We start from the raw sequence: 13,578 nt of genomic DNA, 5'->3' as shown, positions 1-13,578 counted from the left end.
TGTAGCGGGCAGGGGCCGTCCTCGCCGCCGGGATGCCGCGAAGCCGTGCCCGACCAGGTCGCCCGTCGTGGGGTAGGCGAGAATGAGGTACGTGACGACGATCCCGAACGTGCTCGCCAACCGTTACGCCTCACCCGAGCTTGTCGCCCTCTGGTCGCCGGAGGAGAAGGTCCGGATGGAGCGGCGACTCTGGCTCGCCGTGCTCCGCGCCCAGCGCGACCTGGGCGTGCCGGTGCCCGACGGTGTGGTCGAGGCGTACGAGCGGGTGCTCGACCAGGTCGACCTCGCCTCGATCGCCGAGCGGGAGCGGGTCACGCGGCACGACGTGAAAGCCCGGATCGAGGAGTTCAGCGCGCTCGCCGGGCACGAGCACGTGCACAAGGGCATGACCTCGCGGGATCTCACCGAGAACGTCGAGCAGTTGCAGGTGCGCGCCTCGCTGGAGCTGATCCGGGACCGGGTGGTGGCCACCCTCGCCCGGCTGGCGTGGCTGGCCCACGAGCACTCCGAGCTCGTCATGACCGGCCGTTCGCACAACGTCGCCGCGCAGGCCACCACGCTTGGCAAGCGGTTCGCCTCGGCGGCGGAGGAGCTGCTGATCGCGTACGAGCGGCTGGAGGAGCTGATCGCCCGCTACCCGCTGCGCGGGATCAAGGGGCCGGTCGGCACGGCAGCCGACCAGCTCGACCTCTTCGACGGCGACGCCGACAAGGTCGCCGAGTTGGAGCGGCGGGTCGCCGAGCACCTGGGCTTCTCCCGCGTACTGGACAGCGTCGGGCAGGTCTACCCGCGCTCGCTCGACTTCGACGTGCTTGCCGCGCTGGCGCAGACCGCCGCCGCGCCGTCGTCGCTGGCCACCACGATCCGGCTGATGGTCGGCCAGGAGCTGGTCACCGAGGGCTTCAAGCCGGGCCAGGTCGGCTCCAGCGCGATGCCGCACAAGATGAACACCCGCTCGTCGGAGCGGGTGAACGGCTTCGCGGTGATCATCCGGGGTTACCTGTCGATGGTCGGCGAGCTGGCCGGTGACCAGTGGAACGAGGGGGACGTGTCCTGCTCGGTGGTCCGCCGGGTGGCCCTGCCGGACGCGTTCTTCGCCGCCGACGGGCTGTTCCAGACGTTCCTCACCGTGCTCGACGAGTTCGGCGCATACCCGGCGGTGATCAACCGGGAGTTGGAGCGGTTCCTGCCGTTCCTGGCCACCACGAAGATCCTGGTGGCGGCGGTCCGGCGGGGCGTTGGTCGTGAGGTCGCGCACGAGGTGATCAAGGAGCACGCCGTAGCGGTGGCGCTGGCCATGCGCGAGAAGGGCGCTCCGGAGAACGACCTGTTCGACAGGCTGGCCGCCGACGGTCGCCTCGGCCTGTCCCGCGCCGACATCGACACCCTGGTAGCCGACCGCACGGCCTTCGTGGGTGCCGCCCCCGCCCAGGTGGCAGCACTGACCCGCCGCATCACCAAGGTGGTAGAAACCCACCCGAACGCCGCAACCTATTCCCCGCCGCCGATCCTCTAACCTCCGGCATCACCGCTTCGGGGTGGGCGTGGGTGGGCGTTACTCGCGGGTTGGGGTTTCGGCGGCTGTGCGGAGGTTCGGGGCGCTCGCGGGTTCGGCGATGCCGCCGAGGGACTCCGCGAAGCCCGGGTCGTGCGCGGTGTCCGCGGCGACCGCAGGCTGGTCGGCCGGCATGACCTCGGCCATCGTGGGTACGGCGATCACCGCTGTGCCGTACGCGCAGATCTCCATCCACATCTCGCCGCAGTCCCGGCTGTCGAAGCGCATGCCGATCACCGCGTTCGCGCCGAGCCGCAGGGCTTCCTCGCCGAGACGGGACACCGAGTCGGTACGCCAGCGGGTGAGGTTGTCGGGCGCCATCGGGTCGTACGCGCCACCGCGCAGGTTCTTGACCCCCTCGCGGTACGGGTTGCGCGTCCTGGCCATCGATGACACCACCTCACCGAGGATCTGGCGGATTTCGTAGCCGGGCAGTTGCTCCGTCGTCACGACCAGCACGGTTCCGATGCTGTCAGGAGTGGGGCGACCCGATCGTGTGCATTGTTCACCTGATCGGATGCTGCAAAACGACGCGGCGCGGACGGCCGGCACGCTGCCGACCATCCGCGCCGCGCGGGGCTCTAACCGTCAGACACCGGCCGTCGAGGTGATCCAGGCCCTGTTGTACGCGACACTGCCGTAGTTCTGGATGCTGGAGCCGTCGGCCGTGGAGGCCACTCCGACCTGCTGGCCGTTGTAGAACTGCGGACCGCCCGAGTCTCCCCGCCAGGCGTTCCCGCTGATCCGGCTGCTGCGGATGGCCTGCCCGCCGTACGCGTCGGTGGCGCTGTTGCTGGTGACCCGGACGGTGGCGGTCTTGAGTTGGCTGGACGCGGAGCAGCCGCTGTAGCAGGTCATGCCCCAGCCGTAGATCGAGTTGGTGGAGCCGATCGGCGGGTTGCTGCTGGCGAGGCTCACCGTCGAGGTGCTGACGGTGCTGGAGAGCCGCATGAGGGCCAGGTCGTTGCGGGTGTAGGTGGCGCTGACCGTGCGGGTGACGCCGCCGGAGGCCCGGTAGACGCTGCCGACCCGTACCGACATGGTGCCGCTGATGCAGTGTCGGGCGGTGAGCACCCACTGCGGTGCGATCACGCTGCCGGAGCAGGTGAACGAGCCGTTGCTGAGCACCGCGGCGGCCCAGGGCGCGGACGAGACGGTGTTGCCGCCGATGATGGGCTGAGGGCCGGCCGGGGCGGCGACCGCGCCGGAGGCGCTGCCGAGGGCGCCGGCGAGCGCGACGCCGAGCATGGCGAGCAGGGGACGGATGCGCATCGGGGGACTCCTTGGACGGGGCGGACCCGGGGTCGCCGGGTGCGGGAGGGCGCCGACGGAGGTCCCCGCCGGCGCTGGCATCGAACTACGTCGATGTAGAGTAAGGCGGTCCGGAGTTGTTTTCAAGAATTTGATCGAGATGCGGCAATGTAACGATTCAGCTACCCGCGACGCCGTATATGCCCTGGTGGGAGCGTGTGTCCCGGATCTTGGACAGGTTCGGCCACCAGTTATGTTGATCACTGCCTGAACTGCGCCCGGCCGGTGCGTCCGCGGCGGTATCTGCCAGGTAGGCTGGCTGCGCTCGCCCGTTGTGGGTCGGCACCCAACTGCGTACACAGTCAGGAGTGCCCAGTGCCTCGCGTCGTCGTCGACGTCATGCTCAAGCCCGAGATCCTCGATCCGCAGGGCCAGGCCGTCGCAAACGCGCTGCCCCGGCTCGGCGTCAGCGACGTCGCCTCAGTTCGGATCGGCAGGCGGATCGAGATCGACTTCACCGGTGAACCCGACCTGGACCGGGCCCGGGAGATCGCCGACAAGCTGCTCGCCAACCCGGTCATCGAGGACTTCACCGTCCGCCTGGTCGAGGCCGACGAGACCGCGGACGCCCGCTCGTGACCGCCCGGGTCGGTGTCGTCACCTTCCCCGGCTCACTCGACGACGGGGACGCGGCCCGTGCCGTCCGGATCTCCGGCGCCGAGCCGGTCCGGCTCTGGCACGGTGACCCGAGCCTGCACGGGGTGGACGCCGTAGTGCTCCCCGGCGGCTTCTCCTACGGCGACTACCTGCGCTGCGGCGCCATCGCCCGGTTCGCACCGGTGATGGAGACGATCGTGGACGCCGCCCAGGGTGGCCTGCCGGTGCTCGGCATCTGCAACGGCTTCCAGATCCTCTGCGAGGCGCACCTGCTGCCCGGTGCGCTCACCCGCAACCAACACCTGCACTTCCGTAACCGGGACCAGATCCTGCGCATCGAGTCGGTCGGCACCGCCTGGACCAACGCGTTCCAGCCCGGCCAGGAGGTGCTCATCCCGGTGAAGAACGGCGAGGGCTGCTACGTCGCCGACACCGCGACCCTGGACCAGCTCGAAGCCGAAGGCCGGGTGGTCGCCCGCTACATCGGCGGCAACCCCAACGGCTCGCAGCGTGACATCGCCGCGATCACCAACGCCGCCGGCAACGTGGTCGGCATCATGCCGCACCCCGAGCACGCCGTGGAGGCGCTCACCGGCCCCTCGCTGGACGGCCTCGGCTTCTTCACCTCGGTCCTCAAGCACCTGGTGGGGGCACCGGCGTGAACGCGAGGAGTCGGTCGGGCGGGCACGAGCGCAGCGAGGAGAGGTCATGACCACCCATCCGGACCCGGTACGGGACACTCCGGAGGCGTACTCCGCCCCGGCGCAGCCGGCCGAGCCGAGCCCGGCGGAACCCGCCTACACGGCGACCGCTCCCGCCCCCCAGCCGGCCACGGCCGACTGGACCGACGGCGTGGATACCGTGCAGCGCGCCAACGGCACCTCGGGCGAGCTTCAGCCGTACACCGAGCTGGGGCTCCGCGACGACGAGTACGACCGGATCCGGCAGATCCTCGGGCGTCGGCCCACCCAGTCCGAGCTGGCGATGTACTCGATCATGTGGAGCGAGCACTGCTCCTACAAGTCGAGCAAGGTGCACCTGCGCCAGTTCGGCGAGAAGGCACCGCACAGCGACCGGCTGCTCGCCGGCATCGGTGAGAACGCCGGTGTGGTGCAGATCTCCGCCGACCTGGCCGTGACCTTCAAGGTCGAGTCGCACAACCACCCGAGCTTCGTCGAGCCGTACCAGGGCGCGGCGACGGGTGTCGGCGGCATCGTCCGCGACATCCTCGCCATGGGTGCCCGCCCGGTCGCGGTGATGGACCCGCTGCGCTTCGGTGCGGCGGACCACCCGGACACCGCGCGGGTGCTCACCGGCGTGGTCGCCGGCGTCGGCGGCTACGGCAACTGCCTCGGCCTGCCCAACATCGGTGGCGAGTTGGTCTTCGACCCCTCCTACCAGGGCAACCCGCTGCTCAACGCGCTCTGCCTGGGCGTGCTGCCGGTCAACCGGCTCCAGAACAAGGCTGCCGCCGGCCCCGGCAACGTGGTCGTGCTGATGGGCGCCAAGACCGGCCGGGACGGCATCGGCGGCGTGTCCGTGCTGGCAAGCGCCACCTTCGACGAGGGCAGCGAGGCCCGTCGCCCCGCCGTGCAGGTCGGCGACCCGTTCACCGAGAAGCTGTTGATCGAGGCGTGCCTGGAGCTGTACGACGGCCAGTTGGTCGTTGGCATCCAGGACCTCGGCGGCGCCGGTCTGACCTGTGCGCTCACCGAGACCGCCGCCGCGGCCGGCACCGGCATGCGGGTCTGGCTGGAGCGCGTACCGCTGCGTGAGCCCTCCATGGACCCGCACGAGATCCTCGCCAGCGAGTCCCAGGAGCGGATGCTGCTGGTCGTCGAGCCGGACAAGCTCGACGCGGTGCTCAAGACCTGTGAAAAGTGGGGCGTCCTCGCCACCGCGATCGGCGAGGTCACCGCACCCGAGCCGGACGGCCGCCCCGGCCGACTGCTGATCACGTGGCAGGACCACCTGGTCGTCGACGTACCTCCGGGTTCGCTTGTCGACGACGGCCCGGTGTACGCCCGGCCGATGCGCGAGCCGGCGGACCTGATCCTGCTCCAGGCCGACCGGGCCGAGACGCTGCCCCGACCGGCCGACCCGGAGGCGCTGCGGGAGACCGTGCTGCGCATGATCGCGTCGCCCAACCTGGCCGACAAGACCTGGGTCACCGAGCAGTACGACCGCTACGTGCTGGGCAACACCGTCCTCGCCCAGCCGGAGGACGGCGGCGTGATCCGCATCGACGAGCGGACCGGGCTCGGCGTGGCGCTGTCGGTGGACGGCAACGGCCGGTACGCGCGGCTCGACCCGTACAACGGCACCAAGCTGGCCCTCGCCGAGGCGTACCGGAACGTGGCGGTGACCGGCGCGACGCCGATCGCCGTCACCAACTGCCTCAACTTCGGCTCCCCGGAGGACCCGGGCGTGATGTGGCAGTTCGCCGAGGCCGTTCGCGGCCTGGCGGACGGCTGCCTGGAGCTGGGCATCCCGGTCACAGGCGGCAACGTCAGCTTCTACAACCAGACCGGCGCGGCGCCCATCCACCCGACCCCGGTGGTCGGTGTGCTCGGCGTACTGGACAACGTGGCCGACCGGGTGCCGATGGGCTTCGTCCCGCGCCCCGGTGGCGATCACGACCAGATCTACCTGCTGGGTGAGACAAACGTCGAGCTGTCCGGCTCGGAGTGGGCCTGGGTGACGCACGAGCACCTCGGCGGCATTCCGCCGCAGGTCGATCTCTCCCGGGAGAAGCTGCTTGCCGACCTGCTGGCCGAGGCTGCCCGGGTGGGTCACCTCAGCTCCGCGCACGACCTGTCCGACGGTGGCCTCGCCCAGAGCCTTGTCGAGTCCTGCCTGCGGCGGGGCGTCGGTGCCCGGATCGCGGTGCCGGAGCAGTTCGCCGGCGGCTCGATGCCGTTCGTCTACCTGTTCAGCGAGTCCGCCACGCGGGCCCTGGTGTCGGTGCCGCGCGGCCACGACAAGGCGTTCGCGGCGCTCTGCGCCGAGCGGGGGGTGCCGTTCGAGCTGATCGGCGTCACCGACCCGACCGGCGGTGCGCTTGAGGTGCACGGCCAGTTCCGGATCGGCCTGGACGAGCTGCGCGCCGCGCACACCGAGACGCTGCCGCGCCTGTTCGGCGGTGCCGCCTCCGTCGAGGTGCCCGCGCCGGCCGCCGGCGTGGCGGGCGCTGTCGAGGCGGCGCCCCTGCCGGTGGCCGAGGGCACGACCGTCGCGCCTCTGGACCCGGCGACTGTCGTGTCCGAGCCGATCGCGTCGGCCGGCCCGGTGCCAACGACCGGAGCGGTCGAGCCGGTCGAGGCTGGCGTGTCCGGTCAGTCGGACGAGGCTGGCGTGTCCGGTCGGTCGGGCGAGCCGGGCGCGTCTGGTCAGTCGGGCGACTCGGAGCCGAGCGCGTCGGGCCAGTCGAGCACCACCGGGCCGGCGGAGGCCGCCGGTTCGTCCGAGTCTGACTCCGGTGCCACCGACCCGTCGCCTGACGAGCGCTGAGGCGTTGGCGGCCGCCGTCTACGGCCAGCCCGGATCGGGTGCCCGGTTCGACTGGGGGCTGAGCGGCGCGGCCGAACTCGGTCGGGTCTGCGCCGCCCTGGTGGTGGTGGACGTACTCTCGTTCACCACCGCCGTGGAGGTGGCTGTCGCTCGCGGCATGCGGGTGCATCCGTTCCCCTGGGGCGAGCAGGCCGCCGAGTACGCGATCCGCGTCGGCGCGGTGGCCGCCGTGGGCCGCCGTCGGGTGACTGCCGACAATCCGTGGTCGCTCTCGCCGGCCGCGCTGAGCACCGCACCCGTCGTGCCGGACCTGGTGCTGCCATCACCGAACGGCTCGGCCATCAGCGCCGCCGCCAGCGCCACCGGGCTGCCGGTGGTAGCGGCGTGCCTGCGTAACGCACCCGCCGTCGGGCGTTGGCTGCAGAGCCAGGGGTACGGCACCACGGACGCCCCGATCGGCGTCATCGCCTCGGGGGAGCGGTGGCCAGACGGGTCACTGCGACCGTCGGTGGAGGACCAGCTGGGCGCGGCCAGCGTGCTCGACGCCCTCGCCGGCGTACCGGGTGGCCTCTCCGTGGAGGCGGCCGTGGCGCTCGCCGCGCTGGCCAGCACCCCTGACGTGCCCGCCGCAATACGCGGAAGCGTGTCCGGCCGGGAACTGACCGAGAGCGGCTTCGCCGAAGACGTGGAGATCGCCGTCCAGGTCGACGCGTCGACTGTCGTCCCGGTCCTCCGCCAGGGAGTCTTCTCCGCCGCCTGACCTGGGTCGTCCACCCGTCGACCCCGTGCCCTCGGCCGGTCCGTGCCGGCCGGTACGTGCCTCGGCCGGTCCGTGCCGGACGCTCCATGCCTCGGCCGCCCGTGCCCGAGAGGCGTCGGGCGGGCTGCACCGGTGATCTTGCCCATTTGCGCGCTCATCGAGGGCGTGAGCGGTCGCCGGACACGCGAACGGCCGCCCGAGGTTCCGGACGGCCGTTCGCGTTGTGTCGTATGGCGGTGTGTCGGGTCAGTCGTCCAGCCAGTCGAGGCGACGGCCGCCCCGCTCGGTCGGGGGCGGGCTGTCCGGCCGGGCGCGGCCGCCCTGCTGGTCGTAGCCGGGCTGGTCGTAGCCGGGCTGGTCGTAGCTGCCGCGCTGCTGCGGGGTCTCCTGGCCGTAGCCGCCGGCCTGCTGACCGTAGCCGCCACCCTGCTCGTACCCACCGGCCTGCTGGCCGTAGCCGCCCTGCTCGTAGCCTCGGTCGTCGTAGCTGCCGCGCTGCTGCGGGGTCTCCTGACCGTAGCCGCCCTGGTCGTACCCGCCGGCCTGCTGACCGTAGCCGCCACCCTGCTCGTACCCGCCGGCCTGCTGGCCGTATCCGCCGGTCGGCTCGGTCGACCGCCCACCGCCGTACGGGGCAGCGTCGGCTTGGCCGTAGCCCTGGCTCTGCTCGGGCTGGTAGACGCCTGTGGAGTACGGGTCGGCCGGGGCCGGGTACTGGGTGCTGTCGCCCGTGTACCGGCCGGTCGGCTCGTCGAAGCGCTCGCCACCTGCGGGAGCCGGTGGGTAACCGGCGGAACCGGCCGGGGCGGTGTAGTCGCGGGTGCCGTAGCCACCACCCGAGGCCGGCGCGTTGCCATAGCCGGCACCCGAGGCGGGCGCGTTGCCGTAACCGGCACCCGAGGCCGGGGCATTGCCGTAGCCACTACCTGAGGCGGGCGCATTGCCGTAGCCACCCGGAACCTGTGCGCCGCCGTAGCCTGCGCCGGATCCGGGCGCTGCACCGTAGCCGTCGTCCGCCGCGCCGTAGCCGCCGTCGGGGGTACCCGCCGTGCCGTAACCGCCGCCCGAGGCCGGCGCGTTGCCGTAACCGCCGGCGCCGTACCCCCCGGTCGCGGGCTCGTCGCCGTAGCCGGCGCCGGCCCAACCCTGCTGGCCAGCGGCACCGTACGGCTGCGGAGGCGCGCCGTACGGGTCCGGTGGCACGTCGTCGACGACCGGGCGGTGCATCATCGTCGGCGCCTCGCTCAGCGCAGCCCCGCCGACCATCGTCGGATCGGGCCCGCCAGGCCGGTTGACCACCCGGGTCTGGTCGTCCGCCCCGCGGAAGCCGCCCCGCGCCGCCGGCACCGCGCCAGCCGCGCCGGCTGCCGCCGGCTCGTCATCGTCGTCGCCGCTCTCCTTGCGCTTCATCCAGAGCAGCACGATCGTGCCGACACCGGCAGCAACGAGCAGACCACCGAGCAGAATGATCAGGTACGAGCCGAAGCCACCGCCGTCATCCTCGTTCGCGGCGTTCGCCGGAGCACCGGGGCTGGCTTCAGTGGACGGCTCCTCCTCGGTGCCCTCCTCGGTCGCCTCGTCGGTGGGGGTGGCCTCGACGGTGGGAGACGGGGTGGCGCTCGGTGTCACCTCGACCTTGATCTCCAGGCTGATGCGCTGCCCGGTGATCGACTGTCCTGCGTTCGCGGTGAAGCTCTTGACCGCGTTGATGTTGTTGGACGACGCACCCACGTCGATCCGACCAGGCGCGATCGGCTTGTCGTTGCTGCCGGTGAACCGGAAGTTCCCGCTGCCGTCGGCGATCGTGTCGTAACGGTGGCCGGCGCTGTCCTGGAGGATCACGATCGCGTTCGGCACCGCGTCGCCGTTCGCCTTCACGACGACCTTGCCGGAAACCGACTTCACGGTCTGCGGCTGCTGCTGAGTAGGCGGCGCGGCCTTGCCCCGCACGGTCAGCGCGACGGTGGCGGTGTCCGGGCCGGACTCGGCCTCGACGGCCACGGTGATGGTGGCGTTGGCGTCGCTGGCGTTCTCGTTGGCCGCGATCCTGACCAGCACCGACCTCGGCTGCTTTGCCAGGCCAGGGAAGTTGACGTCGCCGCAGCCGCTGGCGCAGCTGACACCCTGCGGTAGACCGGAGAGGCTGATCCGCGCCCTGTCGTCGTTGTCACCCGGGGTGACTCGCACGGTGATCGTGGCATCGCTGCCGGCGTTTACCGAGACCGAACCCGGGGAAACATCGACATCTGCGGCCATGGCTGGTGTTGCGGGGACGGCGAGCAGAGCGCCGGCAACCAGCGCTACGACCACACCGGCCCGCTGCTTCCAGGCACGTCGGTGTGTTGACACGTCCACCGCCTTCCGGGCTGACTTCCCTTGACCGGCGGGGCGCCGGGCCGGGGATCATCACGGTACGAATACGCCGTCGGCCACTATGCCTTGTCTGAGTGGATCGGCGCGACCCAGGGCCAGCGTCGGGTGCTCCGGCTACGGGTCGTATCGTCCCGTCGTGTCCTCTCCGCACAGTAAATCCGCCGCCATAGCAGCGGCTTTGTCGGCGCTTGACGAGGGGCGTACGCCCGAACGGCCGGTGTTCCGGGAGGCGGTCCGGTCGTTGTTGGCCGTCCTCGCGGAGCGCGCCCCCGGCCGATCGGTGGAGGTGCGGGTTCCACCATACGGTGCGATCCAGTGTGTTCCTGGTCCTCGACACACCAGGGGAAACCCGCCGAACGTGGTCGAGATGTCCCCGCTGACCTGGTTGGAGTTGGCCAGCGGCCGGGTCGGGTGGGACGAGGCGGTCGCCGCCGGTCGTGTGCAGGTGAGCGGGATCCGGGCGGACCTCTCGGCGTATCTGCCCCTCTAGCTGCCTGAATGCCCGGATGAGGGTGACGCTGTGCAGGGAAATCGTGACTATCTGTATAGACACTGATTCGCGTACACTGTCAGGCGACGACAGTGGTCCCGGCCGAGAAGTGTGGATCCGTCCCGTGATCTCCACCAGGCCGATCCAGACCAGCATGAGGGAGCGGTAGTGCCCCGAGGCGACGGCCGGCTGAGCCACGACCTTGATCCCCAACGACCTGGCCCCCAGGATGCCTGTGGCGTCTTCGGTGTCTGGGCCCCGGGCGAAGAGGTCGCCAATCTGACCTACTTCGGCCTCTATGCCCTGCAACACCGCGGCCAGGAGGCTGCGGGCATCGCGGTGAGCGACGGTTCCGGCGTCGTGGTCTACAAGGATCTGGGTCTGGTGGCCCAGGTCTTCGACGAGCCCACCCTCGCCAGCCTGCGCGGCCATTTGGCGATCGGGCACGCCCGATACTCGACGACCGGCGCCTCCAACTGGGAGAACGCCCAGCCGACCATCCGGTCGACCAGTTCCGGCACGACCATCGCGTTGGCGCACAACGGTAACCTGGTCAACACCGCCGAGCTGGAGAAGGAGGTCGCCGAGCGCGGCCTTGTCGCGGACGGTTCGACGAACGACACGTCGCTGGTGACGATGCTGCTGGCCAGCCGCCCGGACCTGTCGGTCGAGGCGGCCGCGATGGAGGTGCTGCCGCAGCTGCGCGGGGCGTTCAGCTTCGTCTTCATGGACGAGTCGACGCTCTACGCGGCCCGCGACGCGCACGGCGTACGTCCGCTGGTTCTCGGTCGGCTGGAGCGCGGCTGGGTGGTCGCCAGCGAGACCGCCGCCCTGGACATCGTCGGCGCCAGCGTGGTGCGCGAGGTCGAGCCCGGCGAGCTGATCGCGATCGACGAGGAGGGGCTGCGCTCCACCCGGTTCGCGTCGCCGGAGCCGAAGGGCTGCCTCTTCGAGTACGTCTACATCGCCCGCCCGGACGCCACGATCGCCGGGCGCAACGTGCACGCGGCGCGGGTGCAGATCGGCCGGCAGTTGGCCAAGGAGCACCCGGTCGAGGCCGACCTGGTGATCCCGGTGCCCGAGTCGGGCACGCCTGCCGCGATCGGGTACGCCGAGGCGTCCGGCATCACCTACGGCGCGGGCCTCATGAAGAACCCGTATGTGGGCCGTACGTTCATCCAGCCGTCGCAGACCCTGCGTCAGCTCGGCATCCGGCTCAAGCTCAACCCGTTGCGGCAGAACGTCCGAGGTAAGCGGCTCGTGGTGGTGGACGACTCGATCGTCCGCGGCAACACGCAGCGCGCCATCGTGCGGATGCTGCGCGAGGCGGGGGCGCTCGAGGTGCACGTCCGGATCTCGTCTCCGCCGGTCAGCTGGCCGTGTTTCTACGGCATCGACTTCGCCACCCGGGCGGAGCTGCTGGCCAACGGGTTGGACAACGACGGCATCCGGCGTTCCATCGGCGCCGACACGCTGGGCTACGTTTCGCTTCCTGGCCTGATCGCCGCGACCGAGCAGCCGAAGACTCGACTGTGTCGGGCATGTTTCGATGGGGAGTACCCGATCGAGCTGCCGGCCGGCAACCTGATCGGCAAGCACGTGCTCGAAGGTGTGGGCCGACGGGTCGCCAACTCCGCGCCGGAGGCACCGCACACCAACGGCTCGTTCGTCGCCACCCCGGGTGGCGTGACCGCAAACCGCCCGTAGCACCAAACCGGCGCGGCCCGGCCACCGCCGGCGCGGCACCGAGAACCAAAGGGGAGAACCGTGACGCACGTGTCCGAGCGCAGCGGCGCAGGAAGCAGCCCGACCGGCGGCGGCGACCGTCAGCCCTGGACGGCTGGCGCTGGCCGTCAAGGTCGGAAGCGTTCAGTCTCGTACGCCGATGCCGGGGTCTCCATCGACGCGGGTGACCGCGCCGTGGAGTTGCTGAAGTCGAAGGTGCGGCAGACCCGCCGCCCCGAGGTGCTGGGCGACCTCGGCGGCTTCGCCGGGCTGTTCCGGCTGGACACGACGAAGTACAAGAACCCGATCCTGGCGTCCTCCACCGACGGTGTGGGCACCAAGCTGGTGATCGCCCAGCAGATGGACATCCACGACACGGTGGGCATCGACCTCGTGGCGATGGTCGTCGACGACCTGGTGGCCTGTGGGGCCGAGCCGCTGTTCCTGCTCGACTACATCGCCACCGGCGAGGTCGTCCCGGACAAGGTGGCCGACATCGGCGCGGGTATCGCCGACGGCTGCCGGTACGCGGGCTGCGCGCTGCTGGGCGGCGAGACCGCCGAGCACCCCGGTGTGCTGCGCCCGGACGAGTACGACATCTCCGCGACCGGTGTGGGCGTGGTGGAGGAGAGCGACATCCTCAGCCCGGACCGGGTCGAGGTGGGCGATGTGGTCATCGCGATGCGCTCCTCCGGCCTGCACTCCAACGGCTACTCCCTGGTCCGGCACGTGCTGCTCGGCGCGGCCCGGATGCGGCTGGACATCGTGATCGACGACTTCGGTCGGCAGCGGACCCTGGGTGAGGAGTTGCTCACCCCGACCAAGATCTACGCGAAGGACTGCCTGAAGCTGATCGCCGAGGCCGAGGTGCGGGTCCTCGCCCACGTCACCGGCGGCGGCATCCCCGGCAACCTGGTCCGGGTGCTGCCGGAGCACGTCGACGCTGTGGTCAACCGGTCCACCTGGAAGCCGCAGCCGGTCTTCGACCTGATCCAGTCGAAGGGGCGGATCGACGACCAGGACATGGAGTCGACCTTCAACATGGGTGTCGGCATGTTCGCGATCGTCTCGGCGGAGGACGCCGACCGGGCGCTCGCCACGCTCACCGGCCGTGGTGTCGAGGCGTGGCAGGCTGGCGAGATCATCGAGGGCACGGGCAACGTGCAGATGGTTGGCCAGCACACCCGCGGTTGATCACGCTCTGGTTATCGTACGGGCACCTGATGGGGGCTTCACCCGAGTGGCCCATGCCGCCTA

At 71.0% G+C, this 13,578-nt stretch carries 11 protein-coding genes; 8 read left to right on the top strand and 3 right to left on the bottom strand.

What is annotated here, in order from left to right; all coding sequences use genetic code 11:
* The first annotated feature begins 91 nt into the window (after nt 1-91).
* On the top strand, nt 92-1,516 hold the full coding sequence (purB, locus tag F4558_RS25765; RefSeq protein WP_053652348.1) for an adenylosuccinate lyase: 1,425 nt from the start codon (nt 92-94) through the stop codon (nt 1,514-1,516).
* A gap of 39 nt (nt 1,517-1,555) precedes the next feature.
* On the opposite strand, the gene F4558_RS25760 is transcribed toward purB, so the two are convergent.
* Together F4558_RS25760 and F4558_RS25755 are read right to left on the bottom strand one after the other, a co-directional pair.
* A complete protein-coding gene (locus tag F4558_RS25760; protein WP_082377123.1) occupies nt 1,556-2,119 on the bottom strand; it encodes a YbjQ family protein in 564 nt (187 codons plus the stop codon).
* Between the two features lie 24 nt (nt 2,120-2,143).
* On the bottom strand, nt 2,144-2,827 hold the full coding sequence (locus F4558_RS25755; RefSeq protein WP_053651984.1) for a S1 family peptidase: 684 nt from the start codon (nt 2,825-2,827) through the stop codon (nt 2,144-2,146).
* Between the two features lie 354 nt (nt 2,828-3,181).
* Here F4558_RS25755 and purS point away from each other — a divergent pair, with 354 nt between their 5' ends.
* Genes purS through F4558_RS25735 form a run of 4 tightly spaced genes read left to right on the top strand, consistent with a single transcriptional unit; the run spans nt 3,182 to nt 7,733 of the window.
* A complete protein-coding gene (gene purS / locus F4558_RS25750; RefSeq protein ID WP_053651986.1) occupies nt 3,182-3,445 on the top strand; it encodes a phosphoribosylformylglycinamidine synthase subunit PurS in 264 nt (87 codons plus the stop codon).
* Nucleotides 3,442-4,125: a phosphoribosylformylglycinamidine synthase subunit PurQ gene (gene purQ / locus F4558_RS25745; protein WP_053651987.1), complete on the top strand. Its 684-nt coding sequence runs from the start codon at nt 3,442-3,444 to the stop codon at nt 4,123-4,125. Before purS ends, purQ begins: the two co-directional genes overlap by 4 nt.
* A gap of 46 nt (nt 4,126-4,171) precedes the next feature.
* Entirely contained in the window at nt 4,172-6,973 is a 2,802-nt protein-coding gene (purL, locus tag F4558_RS25740; protein ID WP_167946286.1) for a phosphoribosylformylglycinamidine synthase subunit PurL, read from the top strand.
* Nucleotides 6,942-7,733 (top strand): 2-phosphosulfolactate phosphatase, encoded by a 792-nt coding sequence (locus F4558_RS25735; protein WP_370469165.1) that lies wholly within the window; start codon nt 6,942-6,944, stop codon nt 7,731-7,733. The genes purL and F4558_RS25735 overlap by 32 nt, the downstream gene beginning before the upstream one ends.
* A 246-nt stretch (nt 7,734-7,979) precedes the next feature.
* On the opposite strand, the gene F4558_RS25730 is transcribed toward F4558_RS25735, so the two are convergent.
* Nucleotides 7,980-10,082: a carboxypeptidase regulatory-like domain-containing protein gene (locus F4558_RS25730; protein WP_167946284.1), complete on the bottom strand. Its 2,103-nt coding sequence runs from the start codon at nt 10,080-10,082 to the stop codon at nt 7,980-7,982.
* Between the two features lie 190 nt (nt 10,083-10,272).
* On the opposite strand from F4558_RS25730, the gene F4558_RS25725 reads away from it, so the two are divergent.
* From F4558_RS25725 to purM, 3 genes are all read left to right on the top strand, one after another.
* Nucleotides 10,273-10,596, top strand: a complete 324-nt coding sequence (locus tag F4558_RS25725) for a sterol carrier family protein (RefSeq protein ID WP_157552173.1) — start codon at nt 10,273-10,275, stop codon at nt 10,594-10,596.
* 168 nt (nt 10,597-10,764) lie between these two features.
* Nucleotides 10,765-12,303 (top strand): amidophosphoribosyltransferase, encoded by a 1,539-nt coding sequence (gene purF, locus F4558_RS25720; protein ID WP_053651995.1) that lies wholly within the window; start codon nt 10,765-10,767, stop codon nt 12,301-12,303.
* Between the two features lie 60 nt (nt 12,304-12,363).
* Nucleotides 12,364-13,515, top strand: a complete 1,152-nt coding sequence (purM, locus tag F4558_RS25715) for a phosphoribosylformylglycinamidine cyclo-ligase (RefSeq protein ID WP_053651997.1) — start codon at nt 12,364-12,366, stop codon at nt 13,513-13,515.
* Nucleotides 13,516-13,578: the final 63 nt, after the last annotated feature.

Source organism: Micromonospora profundi (assembly GCF_011927785.1).
Classification (GTDB): domain Bacteria; phylum Actinomycetota; class Actinomycetes; order Mycobacteriales; family Micromonosporaceae; genus Micromonospora; species Micromonospora profundi.
The sequence above is the reverse complement of the archived record's forward strand: the minus strand, read 5'-3'. Positions and strand labels throughout refer to the sequence as shown.

What these genes read in the sequence shown, in the direction of transcription:
- F4558_RS25760 (WP_082377123.1), bottom strand. Translation starts at nt 2,119, where the DNA reads ATGGTCGGCAGCGTGCCGGCCGTCCGCGCCGCGTCGTTTTGCAGCATC.
- F4558_RS25755 (WP_053651984.1), bottom strand. Translation starts at nt 2,827, where the DNA reads ATGCGCATCCGTCCCCTGCTCGCCATGCTCGGCGTCGCGCTCGCCGGC.
- purL (WP_167946286.1), top strand. Translation starts at nt 4,172, where the DNA reads ATGACCACCCATCCGGACCCGGTACGGGACACTCCGGAGGCGTACTCC.